Below are 24040 nucleotides of genomic sequence, written 5' to 3' on the forward strand. Positions count from 1 at the left end.
TCTCCGGTATCCACGGGGAGGTCACGCCGCACCGCTCGATCTCCATCACCGCAGGTCAAAGCCCCTGGCCTCTGTCCGGCGTCGGTGAGCACTTCGGGCGCGGAGACCTCTTCGCCAACCTGCACCCAATCTGCTCCCAGATGCAAGGCCAGACCAACCAACGGCTCCTTACCGCCTTGACCTGCGCACACCCCCTGCTGTGGGCGCTCACGTAATCGACCCAGGGTCGGCTCACGTTATTGAGCCGGTCCTGGGCGGCCCGGGCTGAGGTGCTTGGCCTGGTGGTGTGGTTTCTGTTCGCGGGATTCCTGGTGCGGCTTGTGGTGCTGGGTCAGGCACCGAACCGGCGATGGCGTGCGGCGTAGGACCGTAGGGCTCGGAGAAAGTCGATCTTCCGGAAGCCGGGCCAGTAGACGTCGGTGAAGTGCAGCTCGGAGTATGCGGCCTGCCAGAGGAGGAACCCTGACATGCGGCGTTCTCCGCTGGTTCGGATGACCAGGTCTGGGTCGGGCTGGCCGCTGGTGTAGAGGTGGGTGGCGATCTGGTCGGCGGTCAGCTGCTGGGCGATGTCGTCGATGGTGTGACCAGCTCGCCCTTGCTCTTCGAGCAGGGACCGGATGGCGTTGAGGATTTCTTCGCGCCCGTCGTAACCGATGGCGATGTTGAGGTGAAAGGCCGTGTCGTTGTGCCGGGTAGCTTCCTCGGCCAGCTTCAGGGCGTGTCTGGTCGAGTCGGGCAGGACGTCGAGCCTGCCGGCCGGGTGGATCTGCCAGATACTGGACGGCCGGGTCAGGCGTTCAGCGACCACTTCCTCGATCATGTGCAGGAGGTTGTCGACCTCGTCGGAGTCTCGTTTCTGCAGGTTGTCTACGGAGGCGACGAACGCGGTCACGTGCTGGATGCCGAGTTCGGCGCACCACTGAAGGACCTCGTCGAGGTGCTCTGCCCCGTAGCGGTGGCCGATCTTGGCGTCGGCGAACCCGGCCTGTCGTGCCCATCGGCGGTTACCGTCCATGACGATCGCGACGTGCCGGGGCAGGCTCGCGCCGGCCAGCTGCGCGTTGAGGCGCCGGGCATAGAACGAGTAAGCCGTGCTCTTCACTGTCGTCCACATTCGCCAGATCTAATCATCGCGGAGCTGACAGTCCAGACGTTTCGCTCGTTCCTTCACACGACTCTCACAACTGCTCGCCGGCCGGGCTCAGGATGAGGGCTGGCGCAGCTGCCGGTCCCTAGAGAATTTCGTCGATGGGGCTCTGGGCGCTGCTGGTGGTTGGTGTCCAGTCGTCGATGTCGTCGGGCCAGGGTGCGGGGCGGCCCGTGTCGTCCCAGAAGCCGCTTTCGGTGCCGGTGGAGAGCAGGGCGTCGTTGAGTGCCTCACGTTCGGCTCGGCTGGGGATATCCGAGTGCGGTGCCGGATCGTTCATGCTGCGGTCGGTCCGCTCCTACTTGGTGGCCGCGGCCTTGGGTCGTTTGTTCGGCCGGTAGGAGGGGCCGTTCATGAAGACTTGGTGGCTGGTGTTGATCAGCCGGTCGAGCAGCGATTCGGCGACCACAGGGTTGGGGAACAGCGGATACCAGTCCTGGGGTGCCCGGTTGGCGGTGATCGCGAGGGAGCGGCCTTCGGCGATGCGTTGGGAGATCAATTCGTAGAGGTCGTCGGCTTGGCCGGGGGTGAACTCGCGCATCGCGAAGTCGTCCAGGATCAGCAGGTCGGCTTTGACATGTGCGGCCAGGCGTTTGTCGAAGGTGCGGTCGGCGTGGCCGCCGGCGAGGTCGGCCAGGATGCGGCTGGTCTTGTGGAAGCGGACCTCGGCGCCGGCGCGGATGGCCAGGTGTCCCATGGCTTGAGCGACGTGGGTTTTGCCGACACCGACGGCGCCGTAGAGGATGATCGATTCTCCGGCTTGCAGCCAGCGCAGCGCGGCGAGGTCGCGGATCTGCGCGGCGGGCAGTTTCGAGTTGGCGCCGAAGTCGAAGCCTTCGAGGGTGGTTTCGGTGTCGAATCGGGCGCGGCGCAGCCGGCGGCCCATGGCGACCTGTTCGCGGCGGGTGATCTCGTCGTCGCAGAGGATCTGCAGGAACTCCAGATAACCGAGGTCACCGCCTTGCGCCTGGGCGAGACGGGCGTCGAGGGTCTCCAACATCCCGGACAGTCTCAAGGTCCGGAGGCTGTCGGCCAGCGCGGGGCGCAGAATCGTCATCGGTTCGTCTCGTCCTTCGTCTGTGCGGCGGGAATGAGCAGGGAGGGGGTCATGACACGGCGCCTTCCGGCTCGTCATCCGCGGCGTCGTCACGATGATCGGACCCGGTCACGCTCGTCGTGCCGGCCGTCGCCGCGGCGGACGCGGCCGGGGCGGGGAACGGAATCACGTCGGCGAACAGGCCGGCCGGGCCATGCAGGAACGCGGGCGCCCCGGCGTCACCGGTGGGCCGGTCAGCCTCGATGTCCTCAAGCCCAGCGGCCAGGATGTTGCGGATGGTTCGATAGGAAGGGTCACCGGCCGCAGTTGCCTTGCGGCAGGCCGCCTCCAGCCGGGCGTCGGAGTACTTGCCCGCCAGGTTGAGGATCGCCTGCGCCGAACGCAGCCGATGCAGCGCTTGACTTTCCAGCAGCTCGGCGATCACCGCGGAGGTCGCGGGTCCGGTCTGCTCAGCCCGCTCGCGGCACCACTGCGGGGTGCGCGTGTGGAACGCGATCTTCTCCGGCGGATAGTCGCCGACGTCGGTGACCTTGCCCTTGTCTTTGCGGACGTGTGTCTTGACCAGCTCGCCGTGGTGGAAGATCTGCACCATCGTCGCGGTGGCGCGGATGTCGACCAGCTGCCCGATCAACCGCCAGGGCACCGAATAGAGCGCCTTGCCGCACTTGACGTGGACATCCGTGCCGACCTTGGCCCGCGACCACTCCGCCAGGGTGAACGCCGCGACCGGCAGCGGCGTCAGCGTCCCGGCCTCGGCCTGATCGAACACCTCCGCCGGGGTGCGGCCGTCCAGGCCGCGGTGCTTGCGTTGCCCGGCGACCTCCCGACACCAGTGCAGCGCGGAAGCCTGCATCTCGACCAGCGAGGTGAACTCCCGGCCCTTCCACCAGGAGTCCCGGATATAAGGCATCTGCCGCTCGACGCGGGGCTTGTCCTTGGGTTTGCGGGCCCGCGCCGGGTCGACCAGGACGCCGTAGTGCGCGGCGAGCTCGGCATAGGCCCGGTTCAGTTTCGGGTCGTAGAGGTCGGGCTTGTCCACCCCGGTCTTCAGATTGTCCGGGATCAGCCGGGCCGGGCAGCCGCCGAAGAACGCGAACGCCTCGACATGGCTGGCCGTCCACGAGGCCTGGTCCATGCTGATCACCGGCCGCACGAACATGTGCCGCGAGTGCGACAAGACCATGACGAACGCCCAGATCCGCTGCGAACGTCCGGTCCGCGGGTCCGTCCAGGAACCCAACAGGCCGTAGTCGATCTGCCCTTCCAACCCCGGCTCGGGGTCAGTGCGCAGCACCGTCACCTTCTCCCGGACCGCGTCCTCGGCCAGGTTCCCCGCGACATACCGCTTGAACGAGGCCAGCGACCCGGTCACTGCGTGCTCGTCACGCAGCCGCTGATGGATCGTCGCCTTGGTCACCCCGGCACGCAGCATCTCGGCGACGTACTCGCGGTGCTTGTCGAAATCCGGCCAGGTCACCTGCCGCAACCGGGTATCGGTCAAATGCGGGAACCACTGCTTGACCAGCGGCTCCCAGTCCGCCTGGCTCATCGACGGCGTCCCGCCCGGCACGAACCCTGCCGCGATCGCCGGCTCGACGTAACGCCGGATCGTTCCGCGAGCCACGCCCAGCGACCCCGCGACATCATGCTGAGACCGGCCCGCGTACCAGTGCGCCAGGATCTCGGTTATATCGATCACGTGGAACGTCCTCCTCGCCATCCGCTCCCCAGCCACCAGGGCCGTCGGGCGAAGATCATGGACGAGGAGGAGCAAGGATCTTGAAAACTGCAGCCGAACGCTCGTCAGATCCTCCACGAACATCACGAGCGCCTGACCAGGCACGACGAGCGACGACTGGGTCAATTACATGAGCGAGTCAGACCCCGACGGGAACATTCGGTGAGCGCTGACACCTGCCAGGCGACATAGAACCTTGTCGACCGCTGCGCACAACCGCGGAGCACTCCGCGGCGAAACAGGACGCCGCACCGACTCTGACCTGCGCGAACGTGGAGCCGCAGGCAGGGGTGGGTGCAGTTGCGGGCCGTTCAGTGCACCCTGATGCTCCCCACTTGCTCCCCCGATCCCCGGCTCGTAATTGGGCTGCGCGGCCGACCGGCGGTGGATAGTCCCGCAGGTCGTTTCCTCGCCAGATCGCGGACGCTGGCCGAGTACGGCCATCGGAGTCCCCCCCCCCCCCCGGGCAGCTACGGCAATGGCTGACGGCCGGCCCACCGGAATGGGGAGCAGGAACATACGGCTACGTATACGAACTTCCCCTACCAGGGCTTGACGCACTAACCTCGCAGGCCGGCCTGCCCAACGTGCGGTGCCGGTACCGCACGTCACTGACCCAGGGATGGCAGCACCGTTCGAGCCGGGCCAGGCTCCGGGGAGCCCGCTCATCGTGAGCGGGCTCCCGAAACGGCTCAACCGGGGCCCAACAGCTCAGCTACAGTCGCGCGGATCGCGACAGGTCAATGCGTCTCGCCGGCGCCGTCGAGGTGGAGCGGCAGGACTGCGGCAGTTGTCACGGCCAGGTCGCGGTCAAGAAGCTCGTCCCGCGGGACGAACACCATTGCGCGGCCCTCGCCGACCACCACATCCTGTTGCCGAGCATCGGTCCGGCCGCAGAAGACGTGAACAGTCACCGTGTGCGGGAAGCCGGCCTCGTACGGGCGTGGGCCGCTCCACAACGCACGCAACTCACCCGCCGTCAGGGCCGTCTCCTCCAATAACTCCCGGCGCGCCGCCTGTTCAGGCGTCTCGCCCGGCTCGACATGACCACCCGGCAGGCTCCACTGGTTCGGAGAAGCCGACGTTTGATCATCGCGATGCTGCAGGAGTACCGCCTCCGAGGAATTGACGAGAAGCACCAGCGCAACGTCATAGCTCGCCATGGCGAGATCGTCCCAGACCCGCTGCCACCTATCGGTGCGGCAGACCCACCCGGTGTCGGCTAGCTGCTGCTAGAACCGCGCGGGTCGCCAGGAAGGCCCCGCGATCTTCGGCGGTTTGGTCAGCGTGGGGATGATGGCGTGCCAGGTGGCGTGCCAGGCGCTGGGAGGAAGTGCCAAGGTGGCGCACACCTCACCCGCCAGCTCCTCGGGGCTGCGACCGCGCCACGGGGTGCCGACGAAGATCTGGTAGTCACCGTCGATCTGAAGGGCGACCTGAAACAGCTCCTGATCGCGGTAATCGTTGGCGACCCAACTGGGTCTGAGGCCGTAGGTAAGCAGCCGATCGCGGTCCACGTCGGTAAGGACGCGCCGTCCGGCGGCACGCTCGGACGTCTCCCACGAATGATCCGCAGCCACCCGTGCGACTTCCACGTCGTACTCCGCAGCTACGAACGACACGCCCCGCATCATGGGCACCTCCAGCGACCAGTCCCAGTGCACCAGATCGCCATCCCGCGCGATGGTGACGTCTGTGGACCCACAGCCGTAGACACCGCACTCGCATCGGGCGATCGCAACGGTGCACGGCTCGGAGGCGGCCACGAGACGATTGGTGGGAACAAGGACGTCGTACGGGTCCATCCCGAGACCCGCTCCGGCAGAGGTCATCTCCGTACCGTTGACGTAGACCCGGACCTGGAATTCGCCGCCCGCGTCGCCGGGCACCGGCGATACCTCCAGACGGAGAGAGTCGACTCCTGGCCGGCGGGCGACTCCTCCACCTGCTGCAAGGGCGAAGCCTGGAGGGACAGTGCCCGGATAGGGAATCCCTATTTCCCCAAGTGACTTGCCCACGAGATCGCCGATATCCCAGGACGAGTCATGCACCGAAGCACCAGCTAGCTCACGCAACGTCGGCGAGTCCAGCCCGTCAATCAACGCCTGACAAGCGGCATGGATCAGGTCCGCCAATCCGTACCCGGTGTCGGTGTTCCAATGCGCCACAGCGTCGTACAGGCGCTGCTCCGCGGACCCGCCGCCCTTCTCAGTCACGCCAACCATCATCCACAGGCCCTGGGAGGACCGCACCACCGTTTCACTCCGCCCCCGGTCAGCCGCACGTCGGCCAGTCGCTCATCGCCCGACTGACAACCTGGGCCCCCAGTGCTGACGCCTTCGGATCCGCCGAAGAGGTCACTGATCAGGAAGCCCTACTCAAAGGCTCGCCGGTGGGATCTGGGTCTCAGCTCGCGGGATCCGTACCTCTCCGGGCCTCGACGGGGCTAAGGACAGAGACTCGGCACGCTGTTAGCTTTGCACCTTCAGCGGGGGGAGCCCAGGTGACATCGAAGATGTTCCGTATCGGAGGAGATCTGCAAGTGCGGCGGCTCGGATTCGGTGCCATGCACCTGCCGACTGAGGCGGGTCCTGCCCGCGAGTCGTCTCTAGCGGTGGCCCGGCGAGCAGTCGAGCTCGGCGTCACGCTGATCGACACCGCCTACCTGTATGGCGGGGGAGCCAACGAGGAGCTTCTCGCCGAAGCCCTATACCCCTATCCGGACGGGCTGGTCATCACGACCAAGGTCGGCGTGGCGCGATCAGGTCCGCATGGCGAGTGGAAACTGGACGGGCGGCCAGCCGTCCTCCGCGCGCAAGTCGAGCAGGCGCTGCGCCGACTGCGCGTCGAGCGGATCGAGCTACTCCAGTTGCACCGGATCGACCCGGAAACGCCGCTCGCTGACCAGCTGGGCACGCTCCGGGACATGACGGCTGAGGGCAAAATCGGCCGGATCGGACTGTCCGAGGTCACCGTCGCCGAACTCGACCAGGCGCGGCAGATTGTTGACGTGGCGAGCGTGCAGAACCGCTACAACCTGCTAGACCGCGAGCATGAGCCCGTACTCACGGCCTGCGAGCAAGCAGGGATCGCCTTCCTGCCGTGGCGGCCTGTCGCGGCCGGCACGGCAGGGACAGCGGCGGGGATCGCTGCCGTTGCGTCCGAGGTCGGTGCCACCGCCACCCAAATTGCGCTCGCCTGGCTCCTCAGCCGCTCGCCGGCCATGCTGCCGATCCCCGGCACCGCCCGGGTCGACCACTTAAACGAAAATCTCGCTGCCGAGGAACTCCACCTAACCCCCGCCCAATACGCCACGTTGGACCGGCTGCACGAGCCTGCGTAGCGCCTGTCGCGCTTGCAGGGCCACGCGCGGCATGTGTCCGCACTGGGGCGGCTCGATGCCTGTGGTGGACGCCTACGCAAGGTGCGGAGGTTCTGCCTCCCGGCGCGGCACGGTCGGCGGCAGAAGCGATGGCAGGCGGATCGTGGTGCAACGACCACGAGTAAACTGCCCGAGTTGGCTGAGCACGCCGGAGGACGCCATGGTTGGGACGTTCTTATCTTCAACGCCCCGGCCGACGCCAGGTCGGTCGACCAGCTTCCACAGGACTTCAACCCGCCGCCATTGGGAACCGGGCCGGATGTCAGGCGGTGGCTACGTGAAACCCTCCGGGACCTCGACCTCTCGGATCCTGACTGGGGGCACTTGGTCGGCCCGACTTGGCACATCGAGCTCAACATCGGGTCGCACGACCCCGTTGATTCGATCATGTTGCATGTGCGTGGAGGCGGCGACGACGTTCCGGCCGCTATCGCGCGGATCGTCGCCTCGGTTGGTGGTCGCGCTCTCGACATCTCGACCGGCGAGTTCCTGACCAGCGAGCCCACTCAGACCGCTGGCTGGCACGGCTTCCAGCAGTACCGGGACCAGATTCTGCGCGGCAACTGACGCCTGCAAGTCCGGCTGGCGTTGCGCCCGGCCAGCTGCTCATGGCTACAACAGCGGTAACGCCTTGTGACGCCCAGATCGCGGCTACTTGTTTCATTGACCTGCGACCGTGGCCCGGCCAGGCTTCGGTCGAGGCGCCCGGGCTATCGCTCTCATTGCGGCTGCCCACGCTGATCGTGTGGCTCTCATTTGGCCTGCGCAGCCCGGGCGTCGCCCCAGGGCGGGGAGAGGCTCAAGAGGGGTTTGCACTGCTCGAAGTAGCGTTGCCCTCCCGGCTCGACAACTGCTGATCGAGCATCGGAGGACCCGTTGAGTGCCACGTCAAATCGTGTAGTCATTGGGATGGACCCGCACAAACGCTCCGCCACGATCGAGGTCATGACCGCCGCCGAGAGCATCGTCGGCGGCGGCCGGTTCGACACCGACCGCGACGGCTACGCGGCGATGAGGAAGTACGCCAGCCAGTGGCCGAGCCGGGTCTGGGCGATCGAGGGCTGCCAAGGCATCGGCCGGCACATCGCCAACCGGCTACTCGCCGACGGCGAACAGGTCCTCGACGTCCCGCCGAAGCTGTCCGCCAGGGCGCGGGTGTTCGCCACCGGCCAAGGCCGCAAAACCGACGCCACCGACGCGCACTCCATCGCACTGGTCGGCACCCGCATGGCCGGGCTGCGCCCCGTCGTCAACGACGACCAACTCGCCCTGCTGCGGATCCTGATCGACCGACGTCGTTCCCTCGGCGTCGACCACACCCGAATGGTCTCCCAGCTGCACCAACTGCTGCTGGAACTGATACCCGGTGGGGCAAAGAAGAGCCTGTCAGCCGCCCAGGCCAAAGCACTACTGGCCAAGGTCCGACCCCGCGACACGGTCGGCAAAGCCCGACGCCGGGTCGCCGCGGAGCTGATCAGCGACCTCGAACGGGTCTACCAACGCACCAAGAACGCCGACAAGGAACTAAAAGAACTGATCGCCTCCACCGGCACCACCCTCATGGACCTGCACGGCATCGGACCATCCGGCGCCGCCCGGCTCCTGGTCGAGGTCGGCGACATCACCCGGTTCCCCAACCGGGCCCACTTCGCCTCCTGGAACGGCACCGCCCCCATCGACGCATCCTCCGGCGACCAGGTACGACACCGCCTCTCCCGCGCAGGCAACCGGCAGATCAACCGGGTGCTGCACATCATGGCCACCGTCCAGCTGCGCAACCCCACCGAAGGCCGCGCCTACTTCGACCGCAAGAAAGCCTCCGGCAAGACGTCAATGGAAGCCATGCGCGCGCTGAAACGACGCCTGTCCGACATCGTCTACCGAACCATGATCAACGACGCCACAGTAGCCACGGCAGCGAGCCCGGGAGGACAACGGGGAACGACCACTGACTCCAGCGTGACCAGCTCGCATCCCCAAGCTGGCTCTTCGGAGAAGTCACTTCCCGGACCCGCCAAGACCCAGCTTAGAACTCCGCTCCCAGCGATGTCTTGACACAGAAGGGAGCCAGATGAGGATGCTGACCGCCACGGCTTTTCCGACGAAGAAGTCCTGGCAGAGCCGAGCGACCAACCGGCAGAATGTGCATGCCCCGATGATCGAGTTGTTGAGGAGAAACCCATAACAGTTGCGTTGACCAGGCGCGCGCGAAGCTTCGTCCACGGCGACGGACACCGCCTCTACAGCGAGATGAGCAGCGACATCCGCGACCACTGGCTCAACCACGGTATTCCGGCCGCCGTTGTCGACCGGATGGCAGCGTTCGAAGCCATATGGGGCGGCCTGTTGCTACCTCCAGCGCCACACTATGAAGGTGGCCCGAAGATGTTCCGTAGCGACATGCCCGAGATGGAATCGACGGGTGACTGGTGGTTCGACGCGGGTGACCAGCGGTTCTCCATGCCGTACGGATTTTTCATCGGTCCTCGTGGGGAGTTCGGCATTGAGGACAGCCGCCGCAGCGCAGTGCTGCACGAGTCCGTCGCAGGCTGGGTCGAGTCCCTGGCGTTGGTGTACCGGGCTGGTCACTGGGCCTCCGAGATCACCAAGGTGCGGGGCGCAGCCGTTGACCGACTGGATCTGTCGAACCTGGAACCGTTCCCGGAAGTCGCCGGCGTGTCGGACACCTGGTGGCGGGGCGGGGAAAAGGTCATCGCGGTATACCGGGGTGAAGCTCATCTCTTCAATGACCCCGAACTGCAGGTCGCCACGGTGTACGACGGCATTGCCGAAGCCCCGATCTACCTCGACTACTGACCTCACGGGTCTGCTGCACCGATGGGTGACATCTGAGATGGCTTGCCCTCGTGGCGGGCTGGAAGGATGTTGCTGTGCCCAAGCCCTACCCCCGTGAGTTCCGTGATGATGTCGTGCGAATCGCTCGTGACCGGGAGCCTGGCGTCACGGTCGAGCAGATCGCCAAGGACTTCGGGGTCCACCCGATGACGTTGTTCAAGTGGCTGCGCCAGGCCGACATCGACGCCGGGACCAAGCCTGGCGTCAGTGGAAGCGAGTCAGCCGAGCTCGTGAGGCCCGCAAGCGGATCAAGCTGCTCGAGCAGGAGAACGAGGTCGTAGGGCAGTTGCGAAGTCCGCAACCAGCTGCGGCAGATTGATCATCAGGGAATCGTGCCACTTCTAAGGCTGCTGTCAACCGCAAGTGAGAATCGCACTCTAAGCGACGTCGGCCTCATACGATCCGCTCTCCCAGCCAGCCTTCTGATTCGACCCGTCCGCGGTCCACCCGCCCGCGTAGACGCTGCAGGACCGGTACGGTAGCGAGGTGATTCCAGCCTGCCCCGAGTGCCACACGACGGGCGTCCCACTACTCTTCGGCCTCCCGGTCCCAGAAGCGCACATTGCCGCTGCCGACGGCGACCTTGCGCTCGGCGGGTGTCTCGTCCCCGAGGAACCGCCGCCGAACTGGCAGTGCACACACCGGCACCGATGGCTCGACGCCGATGAAAAGACGTGGCAAGACCAGCTCAGGGCCGTGCTACTCAAACACGGCTACATTGAGCCAGACGGCGACGCCTGAGCTGGCGGCCAGGACGACGGGGCCGCGGCCAACTCCGCCGCAGCGCTTCTAGGTCGCCCTGCACGTCGTCGACCCAGGCACTGGGCAACAGCGCCACGGCGCCGTTGCTTTCCTAATCAGCGCAAGCGGCAAGTGAAGGTCGGCCTGAGCGTCATGACTCCGAGGCTCCGAGGACGAGCGACTGTGGCAGTGATGGTCGCCTACCCCCAGCGGCGGCGCCGATAGACCGGGACTTCACGCACCGGCATCTCGGACCAGTGCAGCGGCCGGTCGACGACGGGTCGCGCGAGGTAAGGGGTGATCCGGTCGCGTTCGTGTTCCTCGGCGAATCGTTCAGCTTGCATGGTGTCACCGGCGACGTCGAGGGCTTTGATGAGTTGCACGACGAGGAGGTCGAGGCGGTGGTTCTCCGCTTCAGCGGCCGCGAGGCGTTCGTGGGCTACGACGGCGCGGTGGCCGCACCATTGCCGCAGAAGTTCGTGCTCCGGCCGAACATGCTTGCGATACCACCGATACTCCCATTCCGGACTGGACTTCTCGCCCTTGTGGATGGGATGCGGGCCGCCGTGTTTGCACTTGTGCCGGGCTTCGGCCTCCTCCTCGATCACGTGCTCCAGGATGGTGTGCGAGTGGGCTCGGCAGGCGGCCTCCGCGATGATGACAGCGCCGGCGGGCGAGACGATCGTGGCGTCATCGGTGGTGAACCACTGAACCGCCGCGAGGATCTCCTCTACGGGCACCTGAAGGATGTCGGTCAGCTTCGCGTGATCCTTTAAGATCGTTGCGTTCTCGACCGGACGCCAGTCCAGCTCTGCCACATCCTCCGGGATGAGGGCGGAGTAGACGGTGAGAACCGCGCTCCGCTCGACGGAGTCGAGCTCGAAGTCGTCGATGCGCTGCCAGTCCGCCTGCCGGGCGTCGTAGGCTTCAACGTCGGCCCACCGGGCTTTCAACCGGGCTGACGACACGGTCTGCAGACGGCGGCCGGCGCCGCCGTCACCAAGGAACTCCACCTCGATGCTCGCACTGGCCTTCTTCGGCGTGACAGCCTTGATGCGCACGCGTTCCGACGGCGCCGTGTCCCGAGACCGGTACGCCCACTCGTCACCAACGACGTACTGCGATGCATCGAACGCCACCTCAACCGCCCTTCGGATGCTGCCCCTGCCATCTCACAGTGTGACCCGCTCGCGCAGCCCTCTGACATCAACTGATGGCCAACGCTCACCAGATCATGAGGGCCTCTGCCGAGGGCGAAGCTCGTCGGCATATCCGACCGCTGGATGACATCGCGGTGAGTGGTTGGTGCTCGACGCCGGCTGCGGCGATGAACGGGTCGGGCTGTTCGTGGCCGCGCTCGCCGGTCGGCTTGAGATCCAGCCTCCTGGCGGGCGCGATGAGGTCGTGAACGCGCTGCTGGCTGAGGACTTCCTCATTGCTGCCGGTGGCCTACGGGTTCGCGGCAGCACTATCGGGAAGGTGGTGACGCCGGGCTGCTGTGCCGGGCTGGAGGACTGGCGCGACTGGGCCTAGGTGTTGACCGGCAACTCGCCGTGGCTGGGACACGACCCGAGGCGACCGGGGCATCAGCCAAAATCGCCGCGTCCGCCCCGGCGGGATACTCCGGCAGGAGGTCGTCCCAGACGACCAGCCAGGATCCGTAGAGCTGCGCGCCTGGCCCCTCCGGCCGGGCGAAGAACCAGACGTGCAGGTGAGCGCTGCCGTCGCCGATGCGGTAGACGTGGCGCGGATGCCCTGCTCCCGGCTGTCCGGCGTCGAGCCCTTCTCGTGCCTGTCTTACGCACTTTCGGTTTGTGCGCGTGGTCCCGGATGGTCGTCGACGGCACCGCCGACTTCCGCGCCGACGGGGTCCGGTTGGGTCGGTACGGGAACGCCGGTTCCGTCGTGAAAGCCATTCGGTTCGTGCCGGCGAGCCGCAGGCGGCGGCATTGGCGGTGCCGCGAGGACAAGCGCGACGAGCAGCAGCGTGGCGAACACCAGCTCGACGAGGACCGCTGGCACCACGATCTGCGGACCGGGATCTTGCCACCAGTGATCGCCCACGCTCGCGATGACGCCGGCCAGTACCGGGGTCAGCAGGCCGTAGGCGAGCATCCCGTACACCACGAACGTCAGCGACCGGACGCGCGAGGTCCGCGTCTTGTTCTCTGCCGCGTGCTGGTGCCGGGCGCGTCGCCGCCACCGGGCGAGGACCAGGACAGCGAGGCCCAACAGGACCGCCACCGGCACGGCCCATACGACCCACAGCCAGAGCATTCGAGGCGCGTCATTCGAGACAAGTCGCAGGTACCGGTCTGCCGTCATCGCCAGCAGCAGGCAGATCCCGACCGTCACCCCGTAGATCATCCCGGCCGCGATGCGCGGCAGGTTGACGATCGCCGGGTCCGGCTGGCCCAGTTCGGGCCGCTGGTCTGTGGTCGTCTGGCCTGTGCTGGCGTCTGCCGGCGGTGGTTGTTTGGTATGGGTGTCGAGATGGGCTGCCAGCAGCCAGCAGATGCTGGATACGACGCCGGCGGCGCCGACGCCGAGCATGCCGCTGGCGAACATTCCGTCGGTCCAGACCCGGACGCATTCGCCGTCGTTTCCGCTGCCAGTGACGTGGCTGAAGAGGTAGCTGTCGAAGCCGAGCACGATGAAGGTCGGGCTCAGCACCGCCAGTGCCTGGGTGTATCGGCCACCCCGCATGGCGAACAGCATCACAATGCCAGTGAACACGAAACCGGCGAGGACGCCTGCGAACTGGGAGTTGGTGGAGGCCGAGGTAATGATGCTCCACCCATGGCTTGCGCACGCTTGGGCCGGATCCATACGGACAGGATCGGGAACAACCGCGATGGGGAGTAGGTGCCTGACCGCTACCTGACACCCCAACCGGTCGCAGGCACACGGTGCTGGTGGGCTGCACACCACCGTCGGAATGGCCAACGGTGTGGTGATCACCGACGCGGTCGGGGCGACATTCACCGGGGTCGTCGCGGCGCTGGAGGTGTACCGCTGGACTGCGGGGTAGGTGCTGTAGTTGACCTGGTTGTAGCTGAGCAGTCGGCTGGCAGTGGCTGCGGCCGAGAGTCTCCGGTCGACTGCTGTCTTACCTGAAGCCTCGCCATCGTCGATGCCCGGGTCCGTCGCACCCACCCCATCGAGCAGGCCCTCCGGTGGATTCCTCCGCCCGATCCAGGCTTGTAGCGTGCGTCCAATGAGCACCCCACACGACCGCTGGCCGGACACCGGAGCGTCCCGCAGGCGGTTCCCGATCGACCCAGCGCTGGAGGCGCTACGGCAATGCGGGGCACCTGTCGGGGACGACGGGTTTGTCGATGCGCTCGGGGTCGCTTTGATCCACAATTCGTATCTTTACGAAAACACCCGTCAGCTGCCCGGCGTCACGCGCGGCCTCCTCGACGCGCTCGCACGCCTCGGCGGCACCTTCCTTCAGCGGCACGCGGCGGTCGAAGGGCTGGCTTGGGTACCCGGCGATAAGCCCGGCCCACTGAGTACAGAGATCGGCCACATCGCCTCGACATTGCCGGCGTGGGCAGCCCGGCAGTCATGGATCGCTGAGTCGACCGCGGTCGGGCATGGCCTCGTTGGCGAGCCGCTGCCGAACCGTGTGGTCGCCGACCTCTTCCGGCGCGTGGTCGGCCTGCTGTGTGTCCTCGACCTGTACGACTCGGCCACCCGCCTGGCTGGCGGACTGCTCTCCGACGCCCGCCGGACGGCGGTTGTGCACGACCCGGTCACCGTCTTGCAGGCGGCCGCGAGGGCCGCGCCGGTGACGTACGCCTATGAGCGCGAGGGTCCGGACCACCAGTCGACCTACCACGCCGTTGCGACGGATACTCGGGGCCGGCGCACCACAGGCACTGGCCGTAGCAAGAAGGCAGCGGCCCACGAGGCTGCGCGCAAGTTCGTCCAGCGGTACTACCCGGCCGCGGCGGCCACGGTGACGGCAGTCCGGCCTGCCGCGCAGGCCCGCGAGATGCTCGGCTACCGCGATCACGCCTGGACGGTCGACCGGATCCAGCGAGCCTTCGCGCTCCCGCCGACCGCTCGGCCGCTGCTATCCCAGGCGTTGATCCACTCGTCCTGGACTTATGAGCACCAGTCCGAGACCGCCCGGGCCGGCCAGCGCAGCAACCAGCTGCTCGGGCTAGTCGGCTCACACGTGCTCGAGCACGAGTACAGCCTCGCGGTGGCCCGCCGGGCGGTCGTTGAGCGGCCTGACACTCTCCTTGTGGTCACTCTGCCCAACGACGCGTACGAGCGGGCCTGCCGGTGGGCCGACCTAACTAGCGGCCTGCTGCTCGGGGCCGGCCAAAGTGTCCTGGGCACCTCACCCGAGATTAGGGCGAACGTGTTTCAGGCCGTCATGGCCGCCGTTTACCTCAGCAAGCGGCGCCCGGCCACGCTCCAGTCGGAGTGGCCGCCCGCATGGCGGCCAGCCTGGCAAATGATCGCGCCGGGCCGCGCCCGGGACCTCGACGACACTACCCGCCTGCAGCGAGCCGCCAGCGGGTTGCGGCTGGACATCGCGTACGAATTCAAGTCGTCCGGGCCGAGCCATCAGGCCGTCTTCGTGGCCACTGCGATCTTGACCAGCCCGCTGCTCGGTGACTCGGTAGCCGTCACCGGCGAGGGCGCCTCCGGCAAGACCGCTGCGAAACACGAGGTCTCCCGACGCGTGCTGGATATTATCGCCAGTTCCGCTAGTGGGATCCCGGACGACGGCGGCCACGCGCTCAACCGGCTGGTCCTGGCGCAGCAGGCGTCGATTCTCGCCTCCAACAACCCGCCCGTCGCCGCTTGGGCGGCGTCCAAACAGTTCGGCCTGGATCTCATCCAAAGCCCGGAGGAGCTGCTGGAATGGGCCGACCGGACAGACCGGCACTTGCGAAAGCGGTCCAGTCCACAGCTGGTAGCTGGCCTTACCAACGCGTTCCGGCGGGCCCGGTACCTTGCCGACACGCGGGAACAGGCGATCGATGCTGAGCTGCTACAAACATTAGACGCGATCAGGGCCATCACCGAGCCGGCTGGGCTGGACCGGACGCTCACCGATCGCATCGTCCGGCTGTGCCAGCTCTTTCGGTGCATGGGCGCGGACGAGCCGGATACCGAATTGGTGCACCTGGTCGGCGAGTGGACCAGCTTTCACCGGGACCGATTGGCGCTCACCGGGCCGGTGCCAGCCGTAACGCTGACCGCCCGTGAGCGCGCCGTCCTAGACGCGGCGGCCAACATCATGCTCCGTTCAAAAGCCTTCGCGACCGCCATGGTGATCGGCGAGCGCCCGCTGCGCGTGCGCTTCACCGGCCCAACGAAGCCGGATCTCGCGCACGCCTGCGCACTGTGGTCCGCCGTCACCTGGTCGGGCCTCATGCGCCCGGTCCCAGGCGGAGTCGAGGTGGAAATCGCCGGGCTAACTCTCCCGCTAAACCCCGGACCGGTCAGCCAAGCCGCATTCGCCGCGCTGCACCCTAGCCCTGACCCGTTCCGCCGACGGGTGGCTGACGTGCTACACGACATCAAGAACCACGCGAGCGCGTCCCGCCAGGCCTCCAGTGCGGTAGCGGCCACCCCAGCCGGCCACCACGAACAGCAGGCCGACGCGTACCGGCACCTAGAGCGGATGCAGCGCCTGGCCCTCAGCCTGACGGCCGTGACCTCGGTACCAGACGCAGCCGACGGCGACGTTGATCTGCGGCCGTTCCTCCGCCAGTACGCCCGCGACCTGCTGACCCGCCTGCCCGACCGGGTCGGGCTGGACACGCCGGCGACGGACACCGCCGCCCAAGCCGCCATTGACGAGCGCTCGCTCGGGCTGATCCTGGACAACCTGACTGCGAATGCAGTGGAGGCCATGGCCAGCGGCGGCCGCATCCGGATGGGCTGGACCGTTGACGAGGAGACCGCGATCATTGAAGTCGCCGATAACGGCCCAGGCATCGGCGCAGACGTCGTCGCCGCATTGGACTCGGGTGCCAGGATCCGCACCACGAAACAGGGCGGCAGCGGCATCGGTCTGTTGTCGGTCGAGTCGCTCCTGCAGCGAGTCGGAGGGCAGCTCGCGTGGATCCAATCGCCTGTTGGAACGAAGTGGCACGTCCGGCTTCCGCTGACTTCCCCTACCGAGGGGACGGACGAATGATCCGACCGCTCGCCGACGTACACGTGCTGGTCGCCGACGACCAGCCGGACGTCGCCCGCACGCTTTGCCGGCCGGTCGAGCGGGCCGGCGCGCGCCTACACTTCGTCGACAACGGGACCGCCGCGTTAACGGCTGCCACCAGTAGGCCGTTCGACCTGATAATCGTGGACCTGAAGATGCCGCCGGAGGACTGGGGCGGCCTCTGGCTCCTCGAACGCCTGCAGGCGGAAGGCCTGCGCACCCCAGCGCTGGTGCTGTCAGGAGAGGGCTCGAAGCAGCAGACTGTCCGCGCCATGCGCCTCGGTGCCGCCGACTGGGTCGACAAGGATGACGCCAGCACCGAGCTGCTCGACCGTTGCGCCGAAGTGCACGTCAAATGGCAGGCCCAAGCCCTAGAGGAGGCGATCGGGGGGCTTCCCGCGCCGTTGGCGGCCCACTTCGCTCGGTACTGGCGGGCCACTGACGTGGATCGGCAGGTCAATGCCGGCCTCGCGGCGCTGGAGGCGGTGCTGCGCTTCGCGGCCATGGTTGGGCTGGCCACCACACCGCCGGCGCCCTTGGCAGGAGTGACGGCAGCGCAGCTCGCCCGGCCCAGCATGGGAACTTGGCTGACGGTGTGCACGCGGCTGCTGACCCTGGCCAGCGTCGGTAGCGAGTTCAGCCGCCTACTCGCCTGCCTCATCCCCAGCGGCGGCGCCCAGCGCGTGCAGGATCTGGTCAATCTGCGCAACGGCATCGCGCACGGCCGTACGACATCCACTGCCGCCCACGCCGACCATCTCGACGGGCTGCTCCGACGGTTCGCGGCCCGGGCCGCCGCGTTCTGGCGCGCCGAGATCGGGGTAGCGACGACGATGACATACGACGGGATGCTGTTCCACGCGGAGTTCGACCGGCTCCGCGGAACAAGCGGCCCGTTCGCACATACCGTGGCAACGACCGATCCCACCATCACCGGCCAAGTGTTCCTGCTGCCACACGCCGGGGCACCGGTGACGCTGTCCCCATGGCTCGTCGCCGAACGCGCGCCAAGCTCCGGTGCGTACCACTGCTTCCAGTTCGACGGCTCGGACACACGCCCCAACACCAAATCGCCGCTACGGTATGCCAACGCGGGCGACCCGTCCGACCCACCCCCGCCTCCCTCCACTGCGACCTGGCGTGCGGCCGAACCATGGGTGCAGTAAGTGCCGGATCCTGCCGGCGGCTGGCGCCCGAGTCGACGCGTTGATGACGCCTTCGGGCTCGCCGAAGAGGCCACCGTTCAGGAAGCCCTGCTCAGTAGTTCGCCAGCGGGATCTGGGTCTCAGCTCGCGAGATCCCTACCGACGCCACCGCGACGACAGCCAGAGCCGCGCATCGATGCGGGCTGACCTCGTGATTGGCTCCGGCAGGCCTCAGTTCAACAGCCGGCACCAGCCAGTCGGGAGGCGAGAAGCTTGGCCTCTTCGGTATCCACTGGGAGGTCACGCCGCACCGCTCAATCTCCATCACCGCAGGTCAAAGCCCCTCGTCTCCGTCCGGCATCTGTGAGCACTTCGGGCGCGGAGACCTCTTCGCCAACCTGCACCCAATCTGCTCCCAGTTGCAAGGCCAAGCCAATCAACGACCCCTTACCGCCTTGACCTGCACACACTCCCCTGCCAGGCGACATAGAGAGTTGTCGACCACTGTGCAGAACCGCGGAGCACTCCGCGGTGAAACAGGACGCTGCACCCACTCTGACCTGCGGGAAAGTGGAGCCGCAGGCAGGGGTGGGTGCAGTTGAGCGCCGTTCGATGCCGTTGGACGCAGTTCAAGGCCGTTCAGGGCACCCCGCTGCTCCCAACCTGCTCCCCCCAAACCGGGCTCGCATCGGACCGCCGACCGATCGTGAGCTGCCGGCCCAGTGCCGTGGTTGGCACCAGCGCTGGCTCCCACAGCCGCATCGGTCGATCGGGGAGCACGCCCACGATCGCCGCGCCTTGTCAGCGGCAGATGTGCGCGTTCTTTCGCCGGCCGTGCCGCCGGGACGTCATTTTTGGTAATGCTGCACGACGCAGAACTCGTTGCTCTCCGGGTCGGCCATTACCAATACCGCGCCTTCCGGGTAGTCGTGCCGTTCGCCGGTCCACCGGCCGCCCAGCGTCCCGATCCGGTCCACCGCTTGAGCAGCGTCGGCGACAGCGATGTCCAAGTGCAGACGCGCCTTGCCGACCTTGGGCTCCGGTACCGGTTGGAACGTCAACACCGGCCCGCCGTCGGTGACGATGACTCGCCGCCAGCCGGGTAGGGATTCCATCACCCGGCCGCTGAGCACGGCGGACCAGAAGTCAGCCAGCTTCTGTGGGTCTTGGCAATCTATCGTGACGCCGGCAAACCGGCCCAAGGTCGTCGTCATGGGCCCTAACGTAGCCATACCCCAAAGCCCTTGTCAGGAGCACTCAACTCGACATGAGCGGACGCCGCCTACCCCCTCCGCGGGTCGATCCTCAGCTCAGCCGCCAGCGACAAGCACAACGCCTCCATTGGAGGCCTCCATCTCCACGTTCCGTCCAGCAGCTCGCCCAGGACGCGTCTTGCATGAGTAGCCAGCTCATGCCCAGGAGAGGGCATTTGTAGCGACCAGAGCCCTTGATCTGAGACATCGCTCTATTTAGGTTTGACGATGCTTTGCACCTAATTCCTGGGGAGGATGAATGCGCAAGCACTTCGCGATCGTAGCGGGCGTCATGATCTTGCTCGTCATGGTGCGCCGCCAGCCCACGCGAGCGAGCAACCACCGCTGGAGGCCAAACAGCTTCCCAGCGCGGTAGCCCTCAACACTCTCGAGACGCGTCGGATCGCCGATGACTGCGCGACAGTCAGGCCCCGGCTACCCGAACTTGCCCGCGCTGCGGCAAAGGAGGGCACGACCTCCGTGGCCTGTATCAAGCCCACCGAACCGGGCACCCCCAGGGCGCGGAAAGCGGATCCGACCCTGCTCTTCGAACCGTTCCCCCTCTGGTGCACCGACGTGCCGGGCTCATGGGTCTACACCCTTGAGACCCGCGAAATGATCTGCGCGGTCCGGGACCTGACCCTCGACGTGATCAACGTGAACACCGGCGCGATCATCGGGCAGATCTACTTCGACGAGTACGCCTTCGAGTACACCTCGTCGACCATCCCCACCTTCGCTTACCAGATCATGATTGACATGTATGGCGGCTGGGGCTCGATCGGCGGCACCCTGGCCCAGGGAACCGCCACGTGCACCGGCGCCTGCACCGTCAACAGTTCCGACTTCCTGCCGCAGGCCGTGACCACTACCAACCAGGTCGAAGGAGAGGCGTTCTTCCGGTCCACCGCCACCACCCGCGGCTCGGTCGGCACCGCCACCGCCACCTGGTCCTACTACTTCGTCAACCCGTCCTGGGTGGCCCCGTCGACTCCGGTAAACGTCACCCCGCCGGTGACCCGCTGCGATCACAACCTGCCTGGCAACAACACCGTGGCAGGCTGCATCATCCGAGACATCCCGCCAGCCATGATCTACAGCGTCTCCTCGGCATACGAGGAACTCGCATGGCACATCCTGGCCGCACAGGACTCCGGGCTACCCGGCTCGCACCCCAGCTACGGTCTGTCTCACCCGGCGCCACTCAACCGCCTGGTGAACGCCGCCCAGCAGACCTCGAACTACAACCGCTCCTGCCCGAGCAGCTACCCGCGACCGGCCGGGCTCAGCTGTGACGAGTATCCGTTCCAGTCCAGCCAGCAAGGCGCGGCCACGGGCGGCGGCGGCCCGGGCCGCACCTTCGGCGGATGTCAAGTGCCACTCCCAGCCGGGACGGGACCGTCGGGGTACAGCGCTTGCATGATCGACAACACCCAGAACAGTGAGGGTGGCAGCGCACTCGGCAGCTTCTACATCGATCAGCGGATATTCAACGCCGACCCGTTCTATGTCTGGATCACCCCGTAGGGGCGGAATATGATCCGGTGGTGAACCAACGAGGTGCGGTGCCGGTCACCGATCACATGTTCCATCTTGTCGATACCGGCACCGTCCTCGGCCCACCACTCACGTATGACAACGGCCTGAGCTCGACCCATCCCGGTGGCGTAGTGGTGTTCACCGGCATCAGTTCCGGCTTCGTGCAAGTCACCGTGGATGCCAGGGATGCGCCACCGGCCACCACCGACCTCGTCGGCTGGGACGACGTCGTCGAGACCTCGGTACACGCACCCGCCGGCCGGATGGTGGTCTCCGGCGTGATGAACGATGCCCCAGAGCTCCCGGTCCTGACACGGTCAGGACCGGGAAGCTACCGGATCCGGATACACGCCCGCGGCCGCGACATCGCCGTCGATCTGGGTGCACTCGAGCCGGTCGAGGATTACCTGGTGGTGGCATGGCCGGCACAACCAGCAACGGAGACCAGCCTCAAACACACCGACACCTTCGGCGCCGGACTGAGAAGCGCCCCGCGCAGGCCGAGACCCGTCCCGCGCACGGAGGAAAGAAAGGCCGCGCGGCATGCCCGGCTGCAGGCAATGGACGAGAAATTCCGCACGCAGGAAACATCAGACTAGCGCTGACCTTCGGTTTCCTTCTGGCACCCACCCAACTGAAGTTTCACCGGTCGGAGACGACCCGTCCTCCGTCGCAGCGCGTTGAGCAGGTACACCACGACAGCGAGCGGCATGACCAGCCGCGAAACCGCCTACTTCACCATCTGGCTATCCGCCGCCAACCCGCACCCCGCCGACCTGCACGACTGGATCCGCCGACGGATGGTGACAAGTGCGTGCTCGTGGCTTATCGGCCAACCTTCTTGATCATCGCAGCCGGCGCGAACTCCGCATCGACACGAGCAGACGGCGTCCGACTGACGGTCGGGAGCTAACCGTCTGACACCTTCGGGTTCGCCGAAGAGGTCACCGAGCAGAGAGTCCTGGTCAACGCATTGTCGGTGGGATTGCGGTTCCAGGTGTTAGGACAGGTGTCGCCGTCTGAACGGCGACACGCAGAGACAGGTGTCGATTAGTTCTTTCCCGGCGCTGATCCGTTCCGACGGCCAGCGCGAACCGGCGAGGCGGTCGGATCCATAGGGCCTGCAGCTTGACCACTTCGGTGCTCACTGGGAGGTCACGGCGCACCGCTCGGCCGCAGCACCGCAGGTCAGAGTCCTCGTCTCTGTCCGGCATCGGTGAGCACTTCGGTCGCGGTGACCTCTTCGCCAACCTGCACCCAATCTGCTCCCAGCTGCAAGGCCAGGCCAACCAAAGGCTCCCTACCGCCTTGACCTGCGCACACTCCCCCACCAGGCGACATAAAGGGTGGTCGATGGTGCCGCAAAACCGCAGAGCACTCCGCGGGAAACAGGACGCCGCACCCGGCCTGACCTGGGGAAACGTTGAGCCGCAGGCAGGGGTGGGTGCAGTTGAGCGCCGTTCGATGCTGTTGGACGTAGTTCAAGGCCGTTCAGGGCACCCCGCTGCTCCCACCCTGCTCCCCTAAACCCCGCCAGAATCCGCTGCCACCGCGCAGGGTTTACGCTGTGGCGCCCGGCCACCGCACGATCTTCAGTCAGGTCCACAACCGTTGATGATCGGCGGTGGCCGTCTATCGAGGCGAGGGCGATGTGGGCACCTTTGGAACCGGACCGTTCAGCAGTGACGGCGCACTGGACTTCCTTGACGAACTAGCCGAGCGACCGCCACAACAGCGCGCCGAGGCACTACGACAAATGCTCGGCTAGTCCTAGCCAACCGCGGCCTCCTCTGGCGGGAGTACTTCCCCGACCAAGTAGTAGCGGCGGCAGCCCTAGTGGCCGCTAAGTTTCCCGGCGGCGAGCACCTACAGCACCGCCTTACGCAAGTGTCCGAAGAACCAAGCGCAGTGATTCTGCCCGAGCCAGTGCCCGACCTTGCCACGTCCGCGCTCGAAGCGCTGCACTTCGTGGCCGGTCCCGGCGGACCCTGGCATCAAGGATGGACGACCGAGACCGACCAGGCCGAGGCGCAGCAGACCATCGACGGTCTCACCGCCATCCTCGAAGCAGCGAACTCGTAAAGACCGCCAGACACACCAGTTCAACCGAAGATCGCAAACGACGGCTGCCGTACTAGGTACGAGCGATAGGGGCAACTGCCGAGAGCATCGCCATCCGTTGCCACGAAGGGTGGAGACTCAGTCGATGGTGCCTTCGATCTTGTCGGTCAAGTCGAGGATGTCAGGGACAGCGCCTAGAACGGTGACCTCGACCAGGGCGCCATCGCAGCCGAACCGGCGGCGGTACTCGTCGTAGGGGTAGTCGGCGATCGGCACCCAGGATCGGTGTCCTCGCATGGGGTGGTTCTTTTGCGTCACCGCCCCAGAGTTGAGCCGGCAGAGTTCGATTCGTGGGCCGTATCGCTCGACGAGGGCGCGGGTGTCGACGTGCAGGACGACTTGGTCCTCGGTGCGGTACTCCTTTGCTTGACGCAGCCGGTCCAGTCGCTCGGCGCTGGCCCAGAAGAAGACCCGAGAGTTGATGGCGGCGAGGTACTCGGCCAGCGAGGAGTCAGGCTCAATTTTCTCGGCGATGAATTTCATCGGCTTCTGATCGCGGATCACGGCCGGCGGCAGGCCGGGCGCGCGCAGAACGGTGGACTGCTTGCGAGGTGCGCTCAAGAGTCGGTCACGCTCGCCGGCATCAAGGCCGAACAAATCGATCAGTTGCCGCGTGGACAGCAGGCCGTGCCGTTGCAGCGATGGCCAAGCGGTCGCCGACATCGTATGGAAGACCTGCGGATGGCGCGCGATCAGTTCCTCGACGTCCATGCCGGCCATGATGCCGAACGTCCATGAGCACGGGCCATCGGGGATCCGGTCGACATCCCCCATCCCCCGGTTGACGGGTGGTCTGCAGCGCTGGCTGTCTGCGGCGCTACCTCTACGCCTCCCGAGACAACCGACACCCGTAACGACCGGCTCGCGCCCA

21 protein-coding genes and 1 pseudogene are annotated in these 24040 nt (G+C 66.6%); 12 read left to right on the plus strand and 10 right to left on the minus strand.

The features are described 5' to 3' along the window. Positions 1–331: 331 nt before the first annotated feature. The 6 genes and pseudogenes from uppS to CLT68_RS27735 all read right to left on the minus strand — a co-directional run bounded on the left by uppS (position 332) and on the right by CLT68_RS27735 (position 6167). The gene (gene uppS / locus CLT68_RS27710) at positions 332–1102 is read right to left on the minus strand and encodes a polyprenyl diphosphate synthase (protein ID WP_355159359.1); all 771 of its coding nucleotides are present in this window, start codon (positions 1100–1102) and stop codon (positions 332–334) included. 130 nt (positions 1103–1232) lie between these two features. Then, complete coding sequence (locus tag CLT68_RS27715) at positions 1233–1427, minus strand: hypothetical protein (RefSeq protein WP_099855341.1); 195 nt, start codon at positions 1425–1427, stop codon at positions 1233–1235. Between the two features lie 18 nt (positions 1428–1445). Further along, a complete protein-coding gene (gene istB, locus CLT68_RS27720) occupies positions 1446–2204 on the minus strand; it encodes an IS21-like element helper ATPase IstB (protein WP_099855343.1) in 759 nt (252 codons plus the stop codon). 187 nt (positions 2205–2391) lie between these two features. Further along, a pseudogene (gene istA / locus CLT68_RS27725) lies at positions 2392–3903 on the minus strand (IS21 family transposase); the annotation flags it as partial. Between the two features lie 779 nt (positions 3904–4682). Further along, the gene (locus CLT68_RS27730; RefSeq protein ID WP_099855347.1) at positions 4683–5105 is read right to left on the minus strand and encodes an NUDIX domain-containing protein; all 423 of its coding nucleotides are present in this window, start codon (positions 5103–5105) and stop codon (positions 4683–4685) included. 69 nt (positions 5106–5174) lie between these two features. Beyond that, on the minus strand, positions 5175–6167 hold the full coding sequence (locus CLT68_RS27735) for a hypothetical protein (protein ID WP_486482463.1): 993 nt from the start codon (positions 6165–6167) through the stop codon (positions 5175–5177). A gap of 290 nt (positions 6168–6457) precedes the next feature. Here CLT68_RS27735 and CLT68_RS27740 point away from each other — a divergent pair, with 290 nt between their 5' ends. The 5 genes from CLT68_RS27740 to CLT68_RS27760 all read left to right on the plus strand — a co-directional run bounded on the left by CLT68_RS27740 (position 6458) and on the right by CLT68_RS27760 (position 10461). After that, the gene (locus CLT68_RS27740; protein ID WP_199177282.1) at positions 6458–7285 is read left to right on the plus strand and encodes an aldo/keto reductase; all 828 of its coding nucleotides are present in this window, start codon (positions 6458–6460) and stop codon (positions 7283–7285) included. 174 nt (positions 7286–7459) lie between these two features. Continuing rightward, positions 7460–7891, plus strand: a complete 432-nt coding sequence (locus tag CLT68_RS27745; RefSeq protein WP_099855351.1) for a hypothetical protein — start codon at positions 7460–7462, stop codon at positions 7889–7891. Positions 7892–8233: 342 nt separating this feature from the next. Beyond that, positions 8234–9379, plus strand: a complete 1146-nt coding sequence (locus CLT68_RS27750) for an IS110 family RNA-guided transposase (protein ID WP_099855353.1) — start codon at positions 8234–8236, stop codon at positions 9377–9379. 195 nt (positions 9380–9574) lie between these two features. After that, positions 9575–10141 carry a hypothetical protein gene (locus CLT68_RS27755; RefSeq protein ID WP_199177164.1) on the plus strand — a complete coding sequence of 189 codons (567 nt, stop codon included), beginning with the start codon at positions 9575–9577 and terminating at the stop codon, positions 10139–10141. 74 nt (positions 10142–10215) lie between these two features. Further along, complete coding sequence (locus CLT68_RS27760; protein ID WP_199177165.1) at positions 10216–10461, plus strand: transposase; 246 nt, start codon at positions 10216–10218, stop codon at positions 10459–10461. 660 nt (positions 10462–11121) lie between these two features. On the opposite strand, the gene CLT68_RS27770 is transcribed toward CLT68_RS27760, so the two are convergent. After that, positions 11122–12060 carry a hypothetical protein gene (locus CLT68_RS27770; protein WP_099855356.1) on the minus strand — a complete coding sequence of 313 codons (939 nt, stop codon included), beginning with the start codon at positions 12058–12060 and terminating at the stop codon, positions 11122–11124. A gap of 163 nt (positions 12061–12223) precedes the next feature. Between CLT68_RS27770 and CLT68_RS32955 the strand changes: the two genes are divergently transcribed. Further along, complete coding sequence (locus CLT68_RS32955; protein ID WP_099855357.1) at positions 12224–12454, plus strand: hypothetical protein; 231 nt, start codon at positions 12224–12226, stop codon at positions 12452–12454. Positions 12455–12718: 264 nt separating this feature from the next. Here the strand turns inward: CLT68_RS32955 and CLT68_RS32960 are convergent, their stop codons facing one another. After that, entirely contained in the window at positions 12719–13750 is a 1032-nt protein-coding gene (locus tag CLT68_RS32960; RefSeq protein ID WP_158240951.1) for a hypothetical protein, read from the minus strand. A gap of 388 nt (positions 13751–14138) precedes the next feature. Here CLT68_RS32960 and CLT68_RS27785 point away from each other — a divergent pair, with 388 nt between their 5' ends. Together CLT68_RS27785 and CLT68_RS27790 are read left to right on the plus strand one after the other, a co-directional pair. Continuing rightward, positions 14139–17090 (plus strand): ATP-binding protein, encoded by a 2952-nt coding sequence (locus CLT68_RS27785; RefSeq protein WP_158240952.1) that lies wholly within the window; start codon positions 14139–14141, stop codon positions 17088–17090. After that, a complete protein-coding gene (locus CLT68_RS27790) occupies positions 17087–18277 on the plus strand; it encodes a response regulator (RefSeq protein ID WP_099855362.1) in 1191 nt (396 codons plus the stop codon). Before CLT68_RS27785 ends, CLT68_RS27790 begins: the two co-directional genes overlap by 4 nt. Positions 18278–19104: 827 nt before the next feature. Here CLT68_RS27790 and CLT68_RS27795 read toward each other — a convergent pair. After that, complete coding sequence (locus CLT68_RS27795; RefSeq protein ID WP_099857724.1) at positions 19105–19470, minus strand: VOC family protein; 366 nt, start codon at positions 19468–19470, stop codon at positions 19105–19107. A gap of 294 nt (positions 19471–19764) precedes the next feature. Here CLT68_RS27795 and CLT68_RS27800 point away from each other — a divergent pair, with 294 nt between their 5' ends. The 4 genes from CLT68_RS27800 to CLT68_RS32965 all read left to right on the plus strand — a co-directional run bounded on the left by CLT68_RS27800 (position 19765) and on the right by CLT68_RS32965 (position 23130). Further along, positions 19765–21036 carry a NucA/NucB deoxyribonuclease domain-containing protein gene (locus tag CLT68_RS27800; RefSeq protein ID WP_143743276.1) on the plus strand — a complete coding sequence of 424 codons (1272 nt, stop codon included), beginning with the start codon at positions 19765–19767 and terminating at the stop codon, positions 21034–21036. A 20-nt stretch (positions 21037–21056) separates the two neighbouring features. Beyond that, complete coding sequence (locus tag CLT68_RS27805) at positions 21057–21647, plus strand: hypothetical protein (protein ID WP_141910256.1); 591 nt, start codon at positions 21057–21059, stop codon at positions 21645–21647. 1052 nt (positions 21648–22699) lie between these two features. Next, positions 22700–22816: a DUF4259 domain-containing protein gene (locus tag CLT68_RS27810; protein WP_185755362.1), complete on the plus strand. Its 117-nt coding sequence runs from the start codon at positions 22700–22702 to the stop codon at positions 22814–22816. Between the two features lie 140 nt (positions 22817–22956). After that, positions 22957–23130, plus strand: a complete 174-nt coding sequence (locus CLT68_RS32965) for a hypothetical protein (RefSeq protein ID WP_158240953.1) — start codon at positions 22957–22959, stop codon at positions 23128–23130. Between the two features lie 117 nt (positions 23131–23247). Here the strand turns inward: CLT68_RS32965 and CLT68_RS27815 are convergent, their stop codons facing one another. Further along, positions 23248–23880 carry a DUF7002 family protein gene (locus tag CLT68_RS27815; protein ID WP_141910257.1) on the minus strand — a complete coding sequence of 211 codons (633 nt, stop codon included), beginning with the start codon at positions 23878–23880 and terminating at the stop codon, positions 23248–23250. Positions 23881–24040 lie beyond the last annotated feature (160 nt).

The sequence above is a fragment of the Micromonospora sp. CNZ299 genome (assembly GCF_002754415.1).